Here is a 22,622-nt window from a genome sequence, read left to right as displayed (position 1 = left end):
ATATTTATTTGATAGGGTTTCCATTAGAAGAAGAAAATACTAATCAGAACTCATATTATCTGGTAGCATCAAATTCTGATTAGTATTTCTTTCTGACGTATATCACATAACTCACAGAATGTGTTCCCAGTTAATTCTAATCCTTTAGTAATTCAATTTTTATCTTATCTATCCGCAAGGCTTTTTCTTTGTCAATGTCTACTATAGCCTTTCGAAGAGTCTCAATTTTTATTGGAATTCCTACCAGATAATCATATTCAAACTGATTTGTATCATTTATATCTATTTTAGCGCTTTCCATTGTCTTATCTGTGATAGGAGCATTCATTTTTCTAAATAGTTCTGTGAGCATCCGTCGGGTATCCTGTGGATTGAGCTTCATCTCCTGTAAAAGTGTAAAAATTGAATTCTCCTCATCTACACTTTTGATATAGAGTTTGGTATCTCCTCTGACAGGTGCACCACCAAACATATTGGGAATGGATTGTTCATAAATAAGTGGTTTATTGCGGGAAAACTGATAACCAAAGGGAAAGTGGAAATATTGTAACTCTTTGAATACAAATTGTTCAACTCCTTCTTTGGTGCTATAAGCAGATTCCAGTATCTGGATAGCCTTTTTGAAAGCTTCTTTTTCTGCTGCTGGTTTGTCTTTGTATAGTATCTCAGTTATGTCTGCAAACAAATCTTTCATCATTTTGCTCACTTCCTTCCAGTTTTCAATACTAATAAACTGACCTGTCTCAGTCGTTGTATAAATGAGCTCAGTTAGTTGATATTTTGATAAGGTGCTGACAAGCTTTTCTGGTATGTTATAATCTCTTCCCAAGTTGTTTTTATAAGACCACTTAATTTTGTAGGAAGATGCAGTGGAGTCAACAACCAGAAAATTAACTATATAGGAAGATGAATCGTTTTTGGCTAGTTCTTCCTTCTTCCATTGTTGTTGTACTTTGGTAATTTTAAAATTAAATGAATCACCTTTAGACCAATAAGAAACAAGAGAGAGGACAGATGTGTCGTTTTGAGAGAAGCAGGTGAATGTGACAAGTAAGAAAAGACAAAGAGATAAAACAGATTTCATTTATGAGTTTCCAAGGTCTAAAATTATATTTGGCAAGATAAGAATTTGGAACAAGATGTATTTGATGCCCAACAAACTTTTAAAAGACTGAATCAATTTTCTAACATACTAGTAAAATCCACAAACTATAATTTTTACACAATCCATGACTAGAATCTTCCCAAGTCTGCTTTTAATTTTATTTCTTTTTTCCTGTAATGAAAACCGTACAAAGACAGACAATATTCAGGTTGATAGTGCTCATACAAGCAATGATAAACAAAAAAGTGCACTTGCAGACAAGTTAGATGGACTTTGGATTTCAGAAAGCTATCTGAAAAATATTGAAACCAGGCAATCAATATATAAAAGCAGAGAATATGATAGTAAAGTTTTAGGCTTCTCTCTTGATAAAAGGACAATGTTATCAGACACTGCCATGTTGGAAGGTTTTACCACACACGAAGGAGGATATAGTAGCCCTATTAAATATGATACATCAAAAGGAAAGTTTGTTAATAACTTGGAAAAGCTTCCCCAATATGCCGCATTTCCAGATCCATTTGAGTTGAACTATGATAATGGGAATATGCTGGAAATGTTTTTCCCAAAAACAAATAAAATAGATAAATATAGAAAGGTTGGAACAAATCTTGACACAGAACTCCGAAGAATCTTAATTGCCGGAGATTATAAACTAGCAACTGATGGCTCTGTAATTCACTTTGACAGCAATGGTAAAGTGCAAAATTTTCAAGACTTCAAATCCTATGAGTTAGTATACGATTTTGGTGAGGGAATTGAATATGATGCTATTATCTTCTTTAAGGATGCCAAAGGAGGTAACTGGGTAGATGGAACAACCTATAAATTTGAAAAAACGGCCAACTCGTTACGTTTGCAATATGTAAATACCAATTGGGATACTATGGAACATAAGATTAGTGATGAAGTATTGGTACTTGAGAAAAAATAGGAGTGCCAGTGATTTGGGCAATCTACATTCCCTGTCTTTAGAATGGAATGCAGATTGCTATATGTCCTTTTAATAACGTAAAGGGTCTTTAGATATAAAAAGTATGAACGTGATGTGGAATATTCTTAAATGAAAATGGATTTGTGGTTTAATTTTTCTTTAAGGAGCCGAAAAAAGGTTAGACTATGAACTAAATATCCTGACGAGGATACTTCTTTACTAAGAATAAAGGATATATAGATATTTTGATAGTTTCATGAAAAAGAGTTTGTTAAGAATATTTTTAATTTACTTCAGTATTTGGGGGGCTATGTGTTGTGTATTTGGTCAGTATGAAGCTTCAAGTGATGGCTTTAACGAAATAGGCTTTCCTTTTGTATTTTTAAGAACGTTTGCAGGTAAATGTTTAGAGTGTGAACAGCTGGATATAGGATTTATTTTCTTGGGATTTTTGGCAGATCTACTATTGTTGTCGGGACTTTCGCTACTCTCTTATTATGTCTGGAATATATATAAAATGATTATGTAAAATTTATTAAGATTAAAGATTGTTTTTCCTCCTTTATCAGTAACGATATACTTTCATCTCTGAACCTATTTATTTACTATTCACTGAATTCCTTATTTTTCATGGGTAATCATAAAATGGAACAAAGTTAAGTTATCATCCAGTCGGATTTTTTTGACACTGTCTCCTTTGTTGACTACTTCCGTCCGTTTTTTTCTACAACTGACGTAGAAATGGTAAATCTTTTAATCTCTTCCTGTTGTATAAGCTTTTTATATCAACTGGTTGAGAAATAGATTCTTCCTGTTTGGTAAATAATACTAAAAGACCTTCAAATGTAAGATAGTGGTAAAATGGTATCATTTTTTATCTAACTGTAGAGTAATTATTGCTGAAAAAAGCATTGTAAATCAGCCTTTGTATCTTTTATAGAAATTCAGAAGCAGCATTCTGGAGTTTATATAAACGGGATTTTTTACTATAATTAATAGACAATACTTTTATAATTATGCAACTTACTATGAAAAAACTCGCATTTAGTTTATTGACTTTGATTAGTCTGGGCTCCTATTCCTATGCTCAGGATGGAGAAAAAGCAAGATTTGGTATCAAAGGAGGATTAAATTTGTCCAACTTTTATAAGACAGAAGTAGGAGATGAAAATATTAAAGCTGGATTTAATGTAGGTGTTTTTGCCAAAGCTCCTATTATTGAAGATGTATTGTCCATTCAACCTGAGGTATCTTATACAGTGGTAGGATCAGAAACACAGTATCAGAACTTTTTGCAAGGAAGTGGAAAATACCGCTTTAATTTAGGTTATGTACAGATTCCAGTATTGGCAGTAGTTAACATTGGTGCGTTCAACATACATGCAGGGCCCTATGCTGCCGTCTTAACAAATGTGAATGTAAAAGATGTGGACGATGATGGCACTGTTGATGGAGTGAAAGATCTGGACAAAGACAAATTCAATGGATTGGATTATGGTTTAGCAGGTGGAATTGGATTTGACTTTAAAGGTGCATCTCTGGGATTTCGTTACAACTATGGACTTCGTGAGGTAGGTAAAGATGGTGGAATCAGCCTTAATAGCTCCACTAATAGCAGTACAATATTGCGGAATTCTAAAAATAGTGCTTTTCAGGTATATGTCGCAGTTGGATTCTAATGCTGAATTGCTTATTATAAGAAGAGCCTGACATAATCAGGCTCTTTTGTATTCGAAATGTAGGAGAGATTTTTATTTTCTTTCAGGCTTGCTGAGCTGCCTGATACATACGGTTAAGCCAGTTTCGTACTTCAGTAGTTGTTAATTCTTTTTCAATAAGAAGATCTGCTTGCAGGTGGTTAAACACTCTTTGTAAATTAGTACTTCTCTGATAGCTCGGCTCGCCAAGTAGCACAATCCGATACCCATCTAACACACCAATATCTGCAGGTTTACCTTCACCCCATATCCAGTAGGTGGAGGTTGAATAATCTTTAGCATCAGGAAGTGATAACTGTTCTGTTATCACAGGCCAGTTATAGAGATTCCAGTGGCAAACCATTGAGCCATCCAGTGACTGTGGACCTATACCTCTGAACAAATCAGCATGAGCTTTTGAGATTCTAGGTGCTCCTTTATGGGGGAAAGTGTCCATAATAAGTGCCTGTAGCTGAAAATTATCAACCACTCCACTCATATAGCCAATAACACCTGTACTTGTAGAGGGTTCTATGATTACTATGGGTTCATGATGCAACACTTCAAATAATTTATTGAGCCAATAACACCCCTGGTTATATTCTGCCATTTCCCCAATGTGTTCCAGTGTATTTTCTGCAATGATACATTGAGAACGATCCAGTGAAAATATCGAAACGGCGGGAGTATACTGTTGTTCCAATGTATTCCAGGATATAATAGAATCGGTCATTTCATCCCAATATTTCTCTTTCAACTCTTCCAGCAGGTCATAGCCATCTTCTTCATCACTTTCCTCCTCGTCTGTGACAGGTGATTGTTTTGCCAGTTCTATTCTAAATTTTTGATAAAAGGGATATGCTGACTCTGTCAGATAAGCTAACTTTTCAATAATCCGATCACTAACCAGTTGTGGATCATGTCCTTGTTCTATCAAGTAACCACAAATCATCATGGCTGTAGTGCTTCTGCTCTCTTCTGCCATAAAGAAAAGATCTGATAGCGAACGTATGGATGTCTGTATTTCCTCTTCCTGAGCCTTGGTTACTGCTTCAAAAAAAGAACTGATTGTTGCTTTTAATACCTCTCCAGTAGCTTCCAGATCTGTTAATTGTTCCTTTAACTGTTCGGTGATTTGGGTAAGTGTAGGTTTTGATGATCCACCCAGGAAAGATTTGAATAAATTGGCCATAGAAAATAGATACGCAAATAGTGAGGGATTTCCTGAAGTTGTGCAAATATATAACTCTGGGTAATGAATAAGGTATAGGACGAAACAACATCATCTGGTAAGACTTTCCTTGTAAAAGGTATTTACATCTTTTCTGAATTGGATCAAAGAAGGTTTGTGAATATACATCATATGCCCAGATTCATAGAAAGTCATTTTTATATTTTTTTGTAAGGATTTATCCAAAAACATATGATTGAATGTATAGTCTGTAGCAAAGTAGGGTGTTGCCAGATCATAATACCCATTACATACGAGTATTTTCAGAAATGGGTTTTTAGTCATTGACTGACGTAGTGTTTCTGTTACATTCAGATACCGGTTTTGTACATTTGTATAATTCCATGGATGTACCCGTCCTGTTAAAACCTCATATGGCAGATCGTTCTCATAATTTAACTCACGTCTTACATAATCGTTAATGGCTGTGGTGTATGGACCATAGATTGCTGCATTATAGCTGGGATCAAATTCAAAGTGTTCACCTGCATTATCGTAGTCAATGCCTTTGAAGCGTCCATCCAGACGTCCGGACATTCGGCCTTCATTTCTTAACAGTTCTTTGGTAAATCGTAAGATTTCAATCCGGTAATGTGTTTGTTGAATATACTCTTTCGATAAACCTGTATAGCGGTTAAGCTTCTCAGTAAGTGATTGTTTTTCAGCATCTGTTAGTTTGTCCCCTTTCATCAGTAAAATACTATATTCTCCCATAGCAAACTGTTCTACTTCAGACAGTAATTTTTTCAGATCAGTATATTCTGGAGATAATTTTTTGTGGTACCAGGCAATGGCTGAATAGGTGGGTAGATATAAGGCAAAAGGTAGTTCATTGCCTTTGTCAAATAAGATTGTTTGAAAGTTAAGAACGGAAGAAATAAGTACAATGCCATTGAGATACAAACCATGACGATCTTGCAGATATCCTGACAAACCTGCGGAGCGTGTAGTCCCATAACTTTCACCTGCCAGAAATTTTGGTGAGCTCCAGCGTTCAAATTGTGATGTATATAATCGTATAAAATCTCCGACAGATGCGATGTCTTCATTGTAGCCATGAAATTCTTTGCCCTCTACACCTTCTGCTGGACGGCTATAACCAGTTGTTACCGGATCAATAAAAACAAGGTCTGTTTCATCCAGCCAGGTATATTCGTTGTCAATAACCTTGTAGGGAGGCGCCTCAGATTCGCCTGTATCTGTCATTTGAATGCGCCGAGGGCCTAATGCTCCCATATGGAGCCATACAGAAGAAGAGCCCGGTCCACCATTAAATGAGTAAGTAATTGGACGGGTGGCAGGATCTGTTACACCATCTTTGGTATAGGCAACAAAGAAAATATTGGCACGTGCCTTGCCACTCTCTTCCCGTAATATGAGATAACCTGTTGTGGCAGTATAGTTTATTGTTTTTCCATTAATTGAAATCTTATGTTTGGTAACAGACAATGGGTCATCAGATTTTATTTTATCCTGAGCTATAACTTGATTGATGATAAGAACAAGTAGGAAAGTTTTGAATATTAATAAGTGTTTCTTCATATGGTTTAGGAAGGTGGATAAGAGAATAGAACAAAATTAGCAAAGTTTGGAAAGGAACATTTTGTCTCAGCATATTTTATACTCCGCGAGGTATTACTTTTGTTGTCTCTTTTATAAATGGATATGACACTACGCATTTTAGGTTTCGTTATATTGATCTTAGTGATTGCTGTTGTTTTATTTTGGGGATGTAAGCCCGCCCGTTTGGAACCAAAGCAACCAGAAGAGAAATATACAGATACACAGGTGACAATTCCCCGATTGATCTCTGTGGTAAATATTCCTGTGACAATTTCTGTAGAAGAAATAGAACGTCAGGTAAATGCTCAGGTTAAGGATTTAATTTTTGAAGATAATAGCCTGGACGATAATGGAAAGGATGATTTACTACTTAAGGTTTGGAAACGGGAACCTATTCAGATAGAATCAGGGAGTGAAGTTTTTAGAATTACTGTGCCTTTAAAGATCTGGGCAAAGAAAGGAATTAAAGTATTGGGAATAACTACCTATAAGGAAACAACATTCTCTTTAAATGCCCGATTCGTTTCCACACTCCATGTAAATTCAGACTGGCAGGTGGTGACTTCAACCATGGCCGATGGTTACGACTGGATTGAAAAGCCTTATGTCCGATTGGGATTCATTGAAATACCTATTACAGGTATTATTAGCCAGATCTTGGATAGAGAGCAACAGAACATTGCTGGTCAGATGGATAATCAGTTAAAAGAACAACTGGCATTAAAAACCTATGTTCAGCAGGTGTGGCAGGCGATGCAGCAACCATTGCAAATCTCAAAGCAGTATGACGCCTGGGTCAAAGTGACTCCTCTGGAAGTCTGGATGACTCCATTGCAGGCAAATGAGACTACTGTAAGAGCACAGGTAGGAATTAAAGCTTATACAGAAACAATTATAGGAAAGAAACCAGTTGTTTCTTCATTGGCTCCTTTGCCGGCCTTGCAAGTTCATGAGCAAGCTGAGGAAGATTTTCAGTTGGGGCTTACCGGGGAAATTTCACACCAGGCAGCTACACAGATAGCTATATCAGAACTGGTAGGCAAAACATTTGAATTCCAAAATGGAAGCCGCAAGATTACTATTACATCACTGGATTTGTATGGTAATAATAGCAATCTGGTAATTAAAACGGGAGTCACAGGAAGTCTTGAAGGTACATTGTATCTGGTTGGTAAACCTTATTTTAATCCACAAACTCAATCCATCGAGTTGAAGAATATGGATTTCTCACTAGATACGAAAAGTAGATTAGTGAAAGCAGCTAACTGGCTGGCACATGGTACACTGGTCAAAAAAATGCAGGAAAATATAAAGATCCCATTAAAGTCTCAGTTAGAACTGGCCAAAAAGAATCTTCAGGCACAATTGGAAAATAAGCAGTTGATGAAAGGTATTTCCCTTAATGGGACCTTGGAGGAGTTTAGCCCCGGAGATGTTATTATTACTCCGCAGACAATTGTTGCTGTTGTGACTGCCAAAGGTAAATTGGATGTGAAAGTTGATGGACTTTAGATTTTAGCAGAAGCAAAAGGGCCTTAATGCATTGTGTATTAAGGCCCTTTTGCTTTATAAGGATAATTTCTACAGATGTAAGGATCCTCACTTTCTGTGATTCTATCTTCAAATTATGACTTTTATTACGGAACATTACAGGCAACCTGTTTCCGTTAAGTGTGAATTTTTCCTTCAGATATGTCCCATTACTTTTATCTTATTAATTATTTATTAAACTAGCTTCTACTCGAATGCGCAATCCTATACGTAGTTTTTCGCAACACGTCAAACGGACTTTCATCTTTAGTCTGTGTTTGATCGCGTTAATTACTCTGTTGGGTCATATATATGTACAATTTATACTGGAAGACAATGTTCGTCTCAGCCAGATTATTGGTCTTACTGAACGGCAAAGGGTTAAGGGCCAAGATATTGCACAAGTGACAGAACTGCTTGAGAAAGAGACTCGTAGTGAATATAATAGCAAACAATCCAATAAGTTGAGCCAGCTGGTGAACAATTGGTATAAGGTTCAGATTGGCTTACAGTATGGGGACATCCGCATAGGAACAACCAGATCGAAGAGTGAAGCTGCCGATCAACTTTTTGAAAGTGCGGAAGAGCCATTTAAAATTATCTACTATCAGGCACAAAAACTGATTCATCCTGAGAAATACTCTGAGGCTCAGTTGTCAGAGGCAGTCACAGTATTACTGAAAAATGAACCGGTTTATCAAAAAAGAATGACTGCTATTACATTGCAATATGAGAAGGAGTTAAGAGAGCAGACAGTATACTTACAACGGGTACAGTTTACCTTACTTGGTATGCTTTGTGTGGCCTTAGGCCTTATTGGTTGGTTCTTATATAAACCTATCGTAGGTAAGATGCAGTTTTACTTTAGCCAGTTGATGGATACTACTATTCTAACAAATGAGTTAAATCTGGAGCTGGAAGAGAAAAAGCAAGAACTGGAAGAGCAGAATCAGAAGCTGGAGGAAAAAACCTATGAATCTGAGCAGGCTCAGATTAAACTGGAAGAATTGTTTCTGAAACAACGGTCATTGATCGCTCAAAAGAAAAAAGATGCTCATAAAATTGAAGAAAAAGAGAAGTTTATCCGTTCTGTAACACAAGCAATGCCTGATGTATTGTATGTGTTTGACCTACTGGAACTAAAGTATGTTTTTACCAATAAGCAGATATCTAATGTCCTGGGTTATTCTACTGAAGAGATTCAGGATATGCATGGTGAGTTTCTTACTGAGTTGATCCATACAGATGATATGCCTGCTGTATTGGCATTACACCGGGAAGTTGCTTTGGCCAGAGATAATGAGATTTTCCCAATAGAATACCGTGTTCGTCATAAGTTTGGACACTATGTGTGGTTACATGCTCAGGAAATGGTATTTGAAAGAGATGAGCAGGGAATTCCTATATTACTGATGGGAGTTGCAAAAGATATCACTGAACAAAAACAAAATCTTAAAGCACTCGAGGTAAGTGAGGCTCGTTATCGGGCATTAATCGAAACGGCAGAAGATATTATCTATGAAATGGATGCCGATTGGAATATTACCTATGTGAATCCTGTAGCGGAACGGATTCTGGGATATTCTAAAAACGATTTTGCGAAGAAACGCCTCTGGAATATTGTAAAGACTGAGTATCGCCGGGAAATGGAGGATATCTATTTGAGAGACAAAGAAACTCGTTCAGTTATACCTTATACAGAGTTTCCTGTACGTACAAAAAGTGGCGAAGAAATCTGGTTGGGACAGAATACAACTATTGAATATGATGGTGATCTGGTAAAAACTATACGTGTAATTGCCAGAGATATTACTGGGCGTAAATCTGCCGAACTTGAACTTCAACAGAGTGAATTAAAGTATCGTTCTGCTGTTGAAAATATTGCAGAAGCAGTATTTCAGATTGATCGCGAAGGAAAGTTTATTTTCTTGAATCCGGCCTGGAGTATCACAACTGGATTTACCGTAGAAGAAAGTCTTGGAAAACTGTATACGGAATTTGTACATCCCGATGACCGCAAACTGGATATGGAGCATTTTCAGCCAGTTAATCGTCAGGAATGTGAGTTTACAAAACATCAGATTCGCTATCTGACTAAAGATGGAGGATACAAATGGGTCGAAATTTATGCCCAAGCTGTAAAAAGTCCAAAACAACGCGTACAAGGAGTTATTGGTACTATTACAGATATCTCAGAACAACGTAATAAAGAACAACGACTGATACAGGCAAAAGAAGAAGCAGAAGATATTGCTTTGGCAAAGCAAAACTTCCTGTCTATGATGAGCCACGAGATACGGACGCCTATGAATGCAGTAATTGGGATTACCCATTTGCTGCTACAGGAAGATCCGCGTCGTGATCAGATTGAAAACCTGAATATTCTAAAGTTCTCAGCTGATAACCTGTTGGTTCTGATCAATGATATTCTGGATTATAGTAAAATAGAGGCTGGAAAAATCAATCTGGAAGAAGTTGAATTTAAGCTGAAAGATCTGATTGTGAGTATAGAGCAATCTATGTTACACAAGGCAAGTGAGAAAGATATTGATTTGGATGTGTATCTGGAAGAGGGATTGCCTGAAAATGTAATCGGAGATCCTGTTCGTATTAGCCAGATACTCAATAACCTGGTAAGCAATGCAATCAAGTTTACCAATAGAGGATTGGTGCGTATCGAAGCGAAAGTAAATGCTGTGACAGATGAGTATGCAGATATTGACTTTGCAGTGAGTGATACAGGTATCGGTATTCCTACAGATAAGTTAGAGTTTATTTTTGAGAGCTTTACGCAAGCCAGCAGTGATACAACACGCAAATTTGGCGGAACTGGATTGGGACTTGCCATTACTAGACGCTTGCTCCAGATGCAGGGCAGTGATATTCAGGTAACTAGTGTAGAGGGACTAGGTTCGAAGTTCTACTTTACCTTACGATTGAAAAAAGGAAAAGCCCAGCAGAAACGTTATTTGTCTGCTTATACTACAAATACTTTCAGTGACTTGAGTCATATCCAGTTACTATTAGTAGAAGATAATGAAATTAATTTGTTGGTAGCTACTAAGTTTTTGAGTCAGTGGGGAATCATTCCTGACTATGCACTGAATGGAGTTGAAGCTATTGAAAAGATTAAGACAAAGCAGTATCATATTGTGTTGATGGATCTACAGATGCCGGAGAAAGATGGTTATGATGCTACACTGGAAATCAGAGCACTGGAAGATCCTTATTTCAAAAAACTGCCAATTATTGCCCTTACTGCATCTGTTATGAGTGATGTGAAGAGCAGGTTACTGGAGATTGGAATGAATGAATATATTTCCAAACCATTTAATCCAAGTGAGTTGTATGGTAAGATTCTGCGTTTTGCAGAGGAAGTACAGGATTTGGATGTAGTACCTCATATGCCGATGATTACTGCTGAACTGGTTGAAGATCCTTCGCTTGTGTGCTTTGAACGATTGGAAGAACTGACTAATGATAGTCCGGATTTCAAGCAGGAACTTGTTGAAAAATGTATTGAAGCTGTGGGTGAATTATCAGCTGTATATAGTGAAATCCTGACGGAAATGAGTTATGTGAAACTACGTCGACTTGAACATAAGATGCGGCCAACTTTTCACTACTTTGAACCGAACGAGCTGATCGCAGAAATTAAGAGAGGGCTTGCATTGTTGGCAGTAGAGAAAAAAGATCTAGAAGCACTATCTGTTTCTGCTCAGCGGGTGGAGCAACTTTGTCTTCAGATTGCAGATGAATTGAAAGCTTACTTATACGAAGGTGACAAACAGGTCACAGAAATAAAAGGCTAATCATACGTAGAGATTTAAGCCTCTCCCTCAAGTAGAAAGGAGAGGCTTTTTTATTTTTTATTTGTACGTAAATAGGCAATGATTGCCTGACGTATATCATTATGGAGGTCTTTTGAGTCGTTTTTGTCCGGACTATATACAATCTTGATATCTGAATTTCTGGAAGAAAGGAAATCCAGGTTTTTTTCCTGTCCTGTAAGCAAAAAATCAGATATGGCAATTCGATAAGTTTTCTGAAGATCAATAGGTTTTTGTTTTAGGAGCCATTCCTTTTTTGACTCATCATAGGTAATCTGATTATATAAAAGATACCCTCCACTTCCTTCATTAAGCTTTCCTGTTTCGAGGATTTTTTTTAGTAATCCACCAGGCATTTCTACTTCTAGAATCTTTCCTCCAAAAGGCAGTGCACGTAAAATGTCGTATTGGGTAATACGTCCTGTTAACTGGTCATCAATACGAATAGAACCACTATTAAGTATAACGGCATCTGCTTTTGGTGCCGCCGCTGCCATAGATTGAGTTATTAATTGTGTAAGATTGGTGGTATGATGGCGTACACTGCTTTCCCTGCCATCCAATAACTCCTGTGTATCAAGTAATACCTCACCAGGAGAGAAACCTAACTCATTAAAACTACGATCTGCAATCGCTGTCCACTTGTCTACTACACGTTGCGTTGCGGAATCCATAGGGATAGTAGCATTGACAGGAACAAGTTGTGATTGTACAGTAAGTTTCTTCTGTAACTTATCATACAGGATTTTGTGAACATACACTGTTTTTGCATTGGCATCAGCTTTTGCTACAAATGACTCCCCAACCTGATGATACATATGGTCATGATCATGTCCGCCCATAATCAGCCGAAGGGCAGGCACTTGTTTACTAAGTTCCAGATCATCGGCAATATTTAAATGAGTGATAGCTACCAGATAATCACAATGGGATTGTAAAGAATCTGCTAGTTTTCGTGCTATGTCAAAATAATGGGCATCGTATTTTACAAATTCTTTAGGATTAGAATCAATAACAAGACCAATCATTCCAATACGTACTTGTGTGCCATCACCATCCTTAAATTCAAGAACTCGGGTTACAGGCATAGGTTCATGTGTGCTGCCACTGATAAAGGGAACCAAGTCGCTCGTTGTTTTATGCCAGGCATTGGAAGATATCCATTGAAATTGAGATTCTGTCAGGCGTTTTTCCAGATCGTTTTCAGAAAGATCAAATTCATGATTGCCAAAAATTGCCAGATCAACACCTGCCGTATTCATAACATCAACCATCTGTCTGCCAGAGATGCGCTGACCTTCATATTTGAGTGTCCCTACAACTGAAGGATTCAGAAAGTCTCCGGCAATGAGACAACGTACATTCGGATTTTGTGCTGCCAGTCTCTTACGAATGGTTGCTACCCGACTGAGGCCACCTGTTTTACCTCCTTCCAGTGGTGAAATCTCATAGACATCATTCATCTGGAGAAAAACAACTTCTATCTTATTGTCATCAATAGATTTGTTGATGGAACCCGATTTTGAAGATTTACAGGCAAGGAATCCTATAGTACAGATGAAAAGGAATATAATCAGGTATCTTTTCATAAGAAAAAACTTTGGATAAATACTTTATTTATACTTACTGTGGCTGGTGTAGCAGGAGAGAGGTATACTCTGGATGCCGATCAATATAGGATCTTATAAAAGGACATTGCAGGGATACTTTCAGATGATTGGCCTTTGCATATTCTAATACATATTTTGCCAAAGTTGAACCTATACCTCGGCCTTCCAATTGTGGAGGAACTTCAGTATGTAAAAAGGTGATAATATCACCGGATAGTGCATATTCTACAATAGCAGTCTTGCCTTCCATGGCAAGCTCAAACCGATTTTCTGTTGTATTCTGACTAATATTTTCGTTCATTTCAGTTTTGTATTAGGCTGTAAAATTATCTTGATGTGTTGTAATGTTACAAAAACATACAAATAGTATCTGACAAAGGCGTGATTTTTGAGCAGATAGTTAAACTAATGCATGAATCTATTCCTTAAGTAATCAAAATATAAGCCTCTGAATTAATCAGAGGCTTGATGTGATGTTAATTTTGTTTCTTAACAAGATCTGTTAGCAGGTCTATCCATAGCGGATGTGTATTCAGACTTTCAACCAGTTGCCAGTGTTCCCCACCATGTTCTTCAAAGAGTTCTTTGTATTCTTCTCCTACTTCAATGGTAGTTTCAAGACAATCTGCTACAAAGGCAGGGGAGAATGCGAGTACTTTTTTGATGTTCCGTTTAGCGAGGTCTTTTACTACATCTTCTGTATAAGGTTGCACCCATACTTCTTTTCCCAACCGGGATTGGAAACATACTGTATATTTATCTTGCGGTATACCTAATGCAGTTGCCAGTCGGCGTGTAGTTTCAAAACATTGGGCACGATAGCATTGTTTATTGCCTGCATGCCAGGTAGCGCAGCAATCTCCTATGAGACAGGTTGTTCCTGATGCATCTCCTTTGCGTATTTGTCTTTCTGGCAGTCCATGATAGCTGAATACATAATGCTCATATGTATCTTCCTGCATATACCGTTTTCCAATTTCTGCAAATGCTTCAATAAATTTGGGATGATCCAAGAAGTAACTAATGAAATGCAGAGACGGAATAATTTGCCAGTCCTGAATAAGTTCCATGACTTTCTGATGTACAGAGCCGCTCGTGGCTGATGCATATTGAGGGAAAAGAGGAATCACAATAATCTTTTCAAGTCCACTATCTTTTAAATTTTCTAATGCACTTTTAATACTTGGATTCTGATAGCGCATACCTAATACAACTTTATATCCATCTCCAAGTTGTTGCTGTAGCAACTGTACCACATCTTCACTATAGTATTTTAAAGGAGATCCACGCTTAGTCCATAGTTTCTGATAGACCTTGGCTGATTTAGGAGCACGAAATGTTGTAATAATTCCATTTACCAGTAAAAAACGAGGGATGTAAGGGTAATCTATGACCCTGCCATCCATCAGAAATTCACGCAGGTATTTGCGTACATCAGATACAGAGGGACTATCAGGAGTACCTAGTTGTACCAGGAGAACCCCCGTATGGAGTTGGGAGTTCTTCAGTTGGGGTAAAGTATTGTTTTTTGATACAGAAGCAGTTGTGTCAACCATGAAAGAAGCATTCAGTTTGTATTTTCAAAATAACTGCTTTTTCATGAAAAATGTTGCGAAAAAATGGGGTATCTATATTAAAGTAAATCTACAAATGGAGTGTAAACGTTTTGAAGAATCTGCTACTTTCAAAACGTTTACTTGAATTATTAACTTCCAGATCTGTGTTGACCAAAAACTGCATCCAGTAACTGATTTATTTTTGCCATACTCATGGGTTTTTCTATGTAGGCAACTACATCCTCATATTGTTTGGCATGAGCTATGTCCGCTTCGCGACCTGAACTTGTATACATGACTATTTTGGACTTTCCTGTAAGACCATTGGCTTTCCAACGTCGTAAAAATTCAAAGCCATCCATGAGAGGCATGTTGATGTCAAGTAAAATAAGTTCTGGCAATGCATTCATATGCTGCATAATAAATGCCACAGCTTCAACACCATTCATGCGTACATGAATCTGATCTGTGACATCTGCTTTTTCCAGAAACAACCTTGTAATCAAATTACTGGCCTCGTCATCATCTACAATTAGAATGTAATTTAGTCTTGCCATTACGTTTAGGGGATTACTACGTGAAAGGACTCAAATTTTAACGTTGAATTGCTCAGAAAAAATCAAATTTTTGCTATATATACGATAAAAAGTACAAATGGTAAATGAATATGCCAGTTAAAGTATGCATATAATACAAATGGATCTGATTTATACTCATCTATTGATGTGATTCCAGTGTAAAATAAAATGTTGCACCTTTGCCTGGCTCTGATTCTGCCCAGATTTGTCCACCATGTTTATGAATAATACGTTGAGTGACTGCGAGTCCAATGCCTAAGCCCTGGAACTCATGCTCCTGATGCAGCCGTGTAAATAAACCAAAAAGTTTATCATAATGTCGCATATCAAATCCGCATCCTTTATCCTTTACAAAGTATACCGTTGCCTCCTGTGACACATGTGCACCTACGGTTATCCATAAAGTATCTTTAAGTTCAGAGTATTTAATGGCATTGGATAGTAAATGCTGGTATACCAAACGTAGTAACTCATAATCACCTCTGGCATGAGGTAGTGTATTGATTTCTATCTGTGAAGTCTCTCTGATAAACTTTTTTAAATCAGAAAGTACTTGTTTTACAAGTTCATTCAGATTGATATGTTTATAAAGAATAGGTGTACGGCTTATCTTGATAAAACTTAACAGATCATCCGTAAGCTGTCCCATCTTCCATGTATTTTGCTGTAGGATATTCAACATCTGTGTACTTTCCTGATCTAGATGAATGTGATTCTTCTCTTTTAATAAAGATGTGTATCCATTAATTGCCCGTAAAGGTGTTCTCAGATTGTGGCTGATTGCATAAGAGAACTCTGTAATTTCCTGTGCACTTTCTTCGAGTTTTCTGGCATGATCTTCAACGAGTTCTTTTGCTTTTGTTAACTCTGCCTCTGCTAACATACGTGCTTCATCTGTGTGATTTAATGAACGTATCACATTTAACAGCACTGCTATCATAAGTGTAATTACTCCTAGTGTATGAAGAGCTATTCGAAAGTCAGATCCATACAAACGTGTCCAGGACCCTACCAGTAATAGTAATCCCATGCCCACAGGAATAATAACCATAGAAGGAATGAGCTTTCGTGCTAATACCCCACCTGTATATGGACTAAAGATTTCTTTCATATAACCCGTATCTTTTTGAGACAAGAGTAATGCAATGGCAATAAGAAGAAAATTTAATGCGGTATTTGGAGCCATTGGAAAACGTTGTACAACAGAATGATGAATGTCTACCTGATATATATAGCCTATTACAGATAATAAAGAAATAAACATCCCTACCGCTAATGCATAGTTGGCAAGAGATTGTTTCTGAAGAATTGGTTTGGTGTACAGATATAATGAGAGGCTATTGACTAAAAAGCTAATAGCTGTTATAATAGACATTCTATTAGGTATATTGTACTTTATGTCTTCTCTGAGGCGGTCTCCATAGAAAATACTATCTATCCCATCAGGTATATCTGCTATGTATTGTACTATTTTGATACATCCAATACATATCACTAATCCCAGGAGAATAACTCCTGTGAACTGATAAAAGTGAGATGTAGAGTGGATGCTGATAAAGGCAATTCCATAGAAGATAAACAACACTGCTGTTGTAGGATTCATCGCTACTAACCCAGGAATAATCCTTCGTAAAATATCAACATTAAGCTGCCAGCCAGCTAGAGTAGCTAGAGCAATTCCCATGACTATATACATATAAAACTGGGGCAAAATCAAAAGCGATTTTTTCATGGAATTGCTTTGCTCTTTGTCTGATTACAGGTAGATTCTCTGACTATCTGTATTACTATCCTGAGTATAATTGCTATGGTTATGTACAATATTTATTAGTTTGGTGATTTGGGTATTATTAATTGGCTTTTCCAGATAGCCTGCTACATCTTTATATTGACACATATGAGAAATGTCTTCTGTACGAGCAGAATAGGTATAAATAACTATCCTGGATTTCCCTGTGAAATTATTTTTTTTCCAATAAGTAAGAAATTCAAACCCATCCATAACAGGCATATTGATCTCCAGTAAAATAAGATCAGGAAAAACAAAGTTGGTATGTGATAAAAGTGCAATTGCCTCCTCTCCATTACGTGCTGTATGGATATGTTCTGCAACAGATGCCTTTTTTAACATAATTCTGGTAATGAGATTGCTGGCATCATCTGCATCTATAAGCAAGATGTGATTAAGTACTTCCATCTGAACAGATTGTTAAGTGGATACACTATGGATCTGAAATATTATTTATCTGCTCCTGTATTTTAACCTTTAATTAACTAATGTTTTAGAAAGTAAAGGCCTTAGAAAAAATGTCACACTCTACTGACAGAAAAATGCTCGTTGAAAAGTAAAAAATACTGATTTTTTACAGGTTTAACTGGGATGGATTTGTTAGTTTGACTTTAAAAATAAATTATTGTGATGGATAATTTATGGTATAAAAGGTAATAAAAATTTAATAAAAAAAAGAAAGTCAAACAAGAAAAATTAGTTTTGGTTAGGTATTTTTAGGGCTGGAACAATGAGAGTTTGATATAACGTATTGATTTCTAGTATTTTACGGTATGGATGTTACCACTTTAAACTCTGTAGCTTATACTTATAATAATCTACAGAGTTTAAAGCGATAAATATATCTTTTGTAAAAGGTTTATTTGAAGTGATTTTATACTACATTCTATTCTTCAGATCATTTATAAAACTATGTATTGGAAGGTGGCTCATTTAACACCAGCCAGTAGAGACCCACTTGTCGTATGGCTTCTGCAAAGTTTTGAAAATCGACAGGTTTTACAATATAACTGTTGGCTCCCAAAGCATATGCTTTTTTTATATCAACATCCTCATTAGAAGATGTTAACACAACAACGGGAATATGTTTTAATTGATCATCTGTTTTCATACGAGCTAAAACTTCCAAACCACTTATTTTTGGGAGTTTTAGATCCAATAACATTAATCGGGGAATTTTACCTCTGCCGGAAGAGGCATACTCTCCTTCTCCAAAAAGGTAGTCTAAGGCAGCTTGCCCATCTTCAAGCAATTTGACTTCATTAACCAGATTGTGCTTTCTTAGAGATCGTAGAGCTAAGTCTGCATCTTCAGGTGTATCTTCTATATATAATACTTCCATACTTGTACAGTGGATAAGCATTTGAAGTGTTTAAATAAATGAAAGTTTGGATTTAAATATGGCTAATGTCTTTAATTATTTGATAGTTATATTTGGAAATTTAGATCAAATAATGTGCCTTGTAAGAGATGTAAAAGTATGGTGTGATATTAACAGAATAGAAAAGGTATCATATAATTAGTATTATTTACAGCTACAGCTTAAGGTGGAATAGTAAAATAAAAGCAGGATCCTTCTCCTAAAGTACTTTCTGCCCATATTTTTCCTCTGTGTTTTTGAATAACTCTTTGCACAATGGCTAATCCAACACCTGTTCCTTCAAATTCAGTGTTTTTGTGCAGACGTTGAAAAAGTTCAAATAATTTGGAATGATGACGGGCATCAAAGCCTACTCCATTATCTTTAATAAAATAAACAGGTTCATTTTCAATGATTGTATTGCCAACATGAATATGGGTTTCTGTACGTGGTCGACTATATTTCAACGCATTGGAAAGCAGATTTATGATAACCTGTCGAAGCATTACGATATTACCTGTAGTAGGAGGTAATGCATCAAGTTCAAAGTGAATAATACGTGATGGTGATTCTGTTTTGATAAGTGTTTGAAATACTTCTTGTACAAGCATTTCCATATCAATGCTATCTAGCCCTATTTCCTGTTTGCTAATACGGGATAGTTCCAGAATGTCATCAATGAGCTGGCCCATACGAGTGGTATTTCGGATGATAATGTCAATAACTGATTTTGCATCATCACTGAGTTCTTTGTAGTGGTCTTCCAACAAGATATTGCTATAACCAACTATTGCTCTGAGCGGGCTTCGTAAGTCATGTGACACGGAATAACTGAATGACTCCAATTCACGGTTACTGGCTTCTAACTGCTGGGTTCTTATCTTTACTTTTTCTTCCAGTATGTTATTTAACTTTGCCAGTTCGTCAGTTCGCTCCTGTACTTTGTTTTCAAGTGCTGTATTCACATCCTGTAATTGTTGCCATATTTTCTTATTTTCAGATATATCCCGTATAGCTGCAACAGTAAATACTCCTTCCTCTATATGTAAAGGGCTTAGTGCAATTTCTACTGGAAATAAACTTCCATCTTTACAACGAGCTTGTAACTCAATTCCCTTACCCATCATGCGTACTCTTGGTTTCTGTTCATATTCCCTTCTATGATGTTCATGAATAGAAGCATATTGTTCTGGAAGAAGTATTTCTACTTTTTGACCAATTAATTCCTGATATTCATATCCAAATAAATCTTTTGTCCGGGTATTGCTTAATTCAATAATGCCAGACTGATTAACAATAACCATTGCATCTGGAGCAGCCTCTAGTATTGATCTGAATTTTTGTTCTGATTTTCGTAGGGATTCATTAGTAGATTGCTGCTGAGTAAGATCTCGTACCACCTTGATAAAATTGCTTGCTTTTCCTTCTTTATCATGTATAGTGGTAAGTACTACATTAGCCCAGAAACGAGAACCATCCTTTCGGATTCGCCATCCGGAATGTTCTATTTTACCTTTTTGTTTTGCTTCTTCCAGTAGTTTCTGAGGTAGATTAGATGCTTTATCTTCATCTGGATAAAAAAGTTGAATGTTTTTTCCTATAATCTCATCTTCTTTGTAACCTTTCATCTTCTCAGCGCCTACATTCCAATTTAATATATTTCCTTCCAGATCCAATATCAGGATCGCATAATCCTCTACTTCTCTGACTAGGTTCTGGAATATATTATTACTTCGATGAAGATCTTGTTCTATAGATCGCAAACCGGAAACATTCTCAGAAAAAACACTTACAGTATCTGTTGCTATTGGTGAAATGTGTACATTATAAAATTTTTGATCATGTGTGGATTTTCTGATGACATTGGTTAATAAATCCGCTTGTTTTTGGTGTAACACATTCATGCATTTTAAAAGGAATTCTGTACTAACATCCGGAAGGATATCTATCAGTCTTTTGCCTATAATTAGTTCCTGATTTTTCTCCAAAAAGTTAGCATTGGTTTTGTTCATGTATGTGATTCGAAATGAATAAGGATCATTGTTTTTTTCCAGTTGTAGAACAAGGACCCCAATGGGAACCTGTTCCAGAATATTTTCCGTAGGTAAGGAGGCTAAGCGCGAGTACATCTTCGTGAATATGTTAGTGAATCAAGCCGAACCGAATGTATGTATAGTTGCTCAAAAAATAACTTTTAGGGTATTGCTAATCAGTAAGTTATCTTGCTGTAAGTAACAAATAATATACGATAAAAAATGAATACTACAAAAAATGTTTGGAAAGTGCTTTGTTGAATTGTTGTTATAAGGCAGATAAATTCTTTTAAGAAGAAAGATAATATTAATGAAATGGATCTTCTATCTAAGGGAATAACTTTTCAAAATGAGTGGCTTTTAGAAATGATTGGTGTAGTTGTACAGTGTATCGGATTGTTAATTATTTTTGTGACAGATGTATTGGGTGAAAAAAGAAATTGAACAACTGTCCATCATTAAACACTTACTGAAATGGACAGTTCTGTTAATCCCGTTGGCCTGTATTACAGGTACACTTGTTGCGTTGTTTCTATGGCTACTTGATAAAGCTACTTTTTATCGCTGGCACCATAGTTGGGTGCTTTATTTTCTTCCTATAGCAGGTATTTTTATCCATTTCTTATACAAATTTTCAGGAAAGAATGCAGAAGCTGGCAACAATCTGATTATGGATGAAATTCATAATCAGGGAGGAGGTGTGCCGGCGCGCATGGCGCCGTTGGTATTGGTATCAACCATTATTACACATCTTTTTGGCGGGTCGGCTGGGAGAGAAGGAACCGCAGTGCAAATGGGAGGAAGCATGGCTAATCTGCTGGGCAGATGGTTTGGATTAGGTCGTACTGATATTCGCATCCTATTGTTATGTGGTATTGCTGCCGGATTTGGAGCTGTGTTTGGTACGCCTGTAACTGGAGCAATATTTGCCATGGAGGTGCTGGTAATCGGGCGTATTCGATATGATGCGTTGATTCCTTGTTTAATTGCCGGTATTTTCTCTGATGTAGTATGTTCTGCGTGGGGTATTCATCATACCCATTATTCTATATCTTATCAGGAAAGTTCACGAACGTTTTTGCCATATGTTTCTTTGGATTTCCTGTTAATTGGTAAAGTAATTGTCTCCGGTATTTTCTTTGGTCTGGCAGCATATATATTCGCAGAACTGTCTCATACCATTAAGCAACAGGCTAATAGGTTTGTCTCACAAAAATGGCTCATTCCTGTAATTGGAGGTATATTAATTATTGGGCTAACCTGGTTGCTCGGTACAGATGATTATCTTGGCTTGGGGGTAATGGCGCGTACTGCTGATGGTTCCTCTATTATTAATGCATTTCATTTGCATGGTGTGACTACATGGAGCTGGCTTTGGAAGCTGATTTTTACTGCTATTACCTTAGGTATGGGTTTTAAAGGCGGAGAGGTGACGCCTTTATTTTTTATTGGTGCTGCCTTAGGTAACACATTAGCTGTATGGCTGGGAGCACCAGTGGACTTACTGGCTGGGTTAGGGTTTATAGCTGTTTTTGCAGGTGCTACTAATACTCCTCTGGCATGCACACTAATGGGAGTTGAATTGTTTGGCGGTGAATACATACTTTATTATTGTATTGTATGTTTCACAGCTTATTACTTTAGTGGGCATAGTGGAATCTATCAATCACAACGAATTGCAATTTCAAAAACAACGGCTCAGGTTCCGGATGAAGAGAAAACATTGAAGTACTATAAACATACAGAATCTAATCCTTCATAACTGACAATAGTTTATTTCAGAAGTTATAAAGTCTAAAAGCCTAT

At 36.7% G+C, this 22,622-nt stretch carries 17 protein-coding genes; 6 read left to right on the top strand and 11 right to left on the bottom strand.

Annotation, left to right across the window (positions count from 1 at the left end):
• Positions 1-136: 136 nt before the first annotated feature.
• Positions 137-1,084, bottom strand: a complete 948-nt coding sequence (locus QNI22_RS24420; RefSeq protein WP_314514528.1) for a hypothetical protein — start codon at positions 1,082-1,084, stop codon at positions 137-139.
• Between the two features lie 145 nt (positions 1,085-1,229).
• Here QNI22_RS24420 and QNI22_RS24415 point away from each other — a divergent pair, with 145 nt between their 5' ends.
• The 3 genes from QNI22_RS24415 to QNI22_RS24405 all read left to right on the top strand — a co-directional run bounded on the left by QNI22_RS24415 (position 1,230) and on the right by QNI22_RS24405 (position 3,718).
• Entirely contained in the window at positions 1,230-2,039 is an 810-nt protein-coding gene (locus tag QNI22_RS24415; protein ID WP_314514525.1) for a hypothetical protein, read from the top strand.
• Positions 2,040-2,295: 256 nt separating this feature from the next.
• On the top strand, positions 2,296-2,568 hold the full coding sequence (locus QNI22_RS24410; RefSeq protein WP_314514522.1) for a hypothetical protein: 273 nt from the start codon (positions 2,296-2,298) through the stop codon (positions 2,566-2,568).
• Between the two features lie 499 nt (positions 2,569-3,067).
• Positions 3,068-3,718, top strand: coding sequence for a porin family protein (locus tag QNI22_RS24405; protein WP_314514521.1), 651 nt, complete (start codon positions 3,068-3,070; stop codon positions 3,716-3,718).
• A gap of 82 nt (positions 3,719-3,800) precedes the next feature.
• Here the strand turns inward: QNI22_RS24405 and QNI22_RS24400 are convergent, their stop codons facing one another.
• Both QNI22_RS24400 and QNI22_RS24395 read right to left on the bottom strand, forming a co-directional pair.
• A complete protein-coding gene (locus QNI22_RS24400; protein ID WP_314514518.1) occupies positions 3,801-4,928 on the bottom strand; it encodes a hypothetical protein in 1,128 nt (375 codons plus the stop codon).
• Between the two features lie 90 nt (positions 4,929-5,018).
• Positions 5,019-6,509 carry a S10 family peptidase gene (locus tag QNI22_RS24395; protein WP_314514515.1) on the bottom strand — a complete coding sequence of 497 codons (1,491 nt, stop codon included), beginning with the start codon at positions 6,507-6,509 and terminating at the stop codon, positions 5,019-5,021.
• Positions 6,510-6,632: 123 nt separating this feature from the next.
• Between QNI22_RS24395 and QNI22_RS24390 the strand changes: the two genes are divergently transcribed.
• Both QNI22_RS24390 and QNI22_RS24385 read left to right on the top strand, forming a co-directional pair.
• A complete protein-coding gene (locus QNI22_RS24390; protein WP_314514513.1) occupies positions 6,633-8,042 on the top strand; it encodes a DUF4403 family protein in 1,410 nt (469 codons plus the stop codon).
• A 233-nt stretch (positions 8,043-8,275) separates the two neighbouring features.
• A complete protein-coding gene (locus tag QNI22_RS24385) occupies positions 8,276-11,872 on the top strand; it encodes a PAS domain-containing hybrid sensor histidine kinase/response regulator (RefSeq protein ID WP_314514511.1) in 3,597 nt (1,198 codons plus the stop codon).
• A 50-nt stretch (positions 11,873-11,922) separates the two neighbouring features.
• On the opposite strand, the gene QNI22_RS24380 is transcribed toward QNI22_RS24385, so the two are convergent.
• From QNI22_RS24380 to QNI22_RS24345, 8 genes are all read right to left on the bottom strand, one after another.
• The gene (locus QNI22_RS24380) at positions 11,923-13,479 is read right to left on the bottom strand and encodes a bifunctional metallophosphatase/5'-nucleotidase (protein WP_314514508.1); all 1,557 of its coding nucleotides are present in this window, start codon (positions 13,477-13,479) and stop codon (positions 11,923-11,925) included.
• Positions 13,480-13,513: 34 nt separating this feature from the next.
• A complete protein-coding gene (locus tag QNI22_RS24375; protein WP_314514505.1) occupies positions 13,514-13,801 on the bottom strand; it encodes a GNAT family N-acetyltransferase in 288 nt (95 codons plus the stop codon).
• 175 nt (positions 13,802-13,976) lie between these two features.
• Positions 13,977-15,056, bottom strand: coding sequence for a ferrochelatase (hemH, locus tag QNI22_RS24370; protein WP_314514503.1), 1,080 nt, complete (start codon positions 15,054-15,056; stop codon positions 13,977-13,979).
• 149 nt (positions 15,057-15,205) lie between these two features.
• A complete protein-coding gene (locus QNI22_RS24365; RefSeq protein WP_314514502.1) occupies positions 15,206-15,613 on the bottom strand; it encodes a response regulator in 408 nt (135 codons plus the stop codon).
• 160 nt (positions 15,614-15,773) lie between these two features.
• On the bottom strand, positions 15,774-17,366 hold the full coding sequence (locus tag QNI22_RS24360; protein WP_314514501.1) for a sensor histidine kinase: 1,593 nt from the start codon (positions 17,364-17,366) through the stop codon (positions 15,774-15,776).
• A 24-nt stretch (positions 17,367-17,390) separates the two neighbouring features.
• Complete coding sequence (locus QNI22_RS24355; protein ID WP_314514499.1) at positions 17,391-17,831, bottom strand: response regulator; 441 nt, start codon at positions 17,829-17,831, stop codon at positions 17,391-17,393.
• 502 nt (positions 17,832-18,333) lie between these two features.
• The gene (locus QNI22_RS24350; RefSeq protein WP_313986379.1) at positions 18,334-18,765 is read right to left on the bottom strand and encodes a response regulator; all 432 of its coding nucleotides are present in this window, start codon (positions 18,763-18,765) and stop codon (positions 18,334-18,336) included.
• 200 nt (positions 18,766-18,965) lie between these two features.
• Complete coding sequence (locus QNI22_RS24345; RefSeq protein ID WP_314514497.1) at positions 18,966-20,912, bottom strand: PAS domain S-box protein; 1,947 nt, start codon at positions 20,910-20,912, stop codon at positions 18,966-18,968.
• 331 nt (positions 20,913-21,243) lie between these two features.
• Here QNI22_RS24345 and QNI22_RS24340 point away from each other — a divergent pair, with 331 nt between their 5' ends.
• Entirely contained in the window at positions 21,244-22,578 is a 1,335-nt protein-coding gene (locus QNI22_RS24340; protein WP_314514496.1) for a voltage-gated chloride channel family protein, read from the top strand.
• The last annotated feature ends 44 nt before the right edge of the window (positions 22,579-22,622 follow it).

Origin of the sequence: Xanthocytophaga agilis (assembly GCF_030068605.1) — a bacterium.
GTDB lineage: Bacteria > Bacteroidota > Bacteroidia > Cytophagales > 172606-1 > Xanthocytophaga > Xanthocytophaga agilis.
This window is presented reverse-complemented; position numbering and strand designations above follow the sequence as displayed.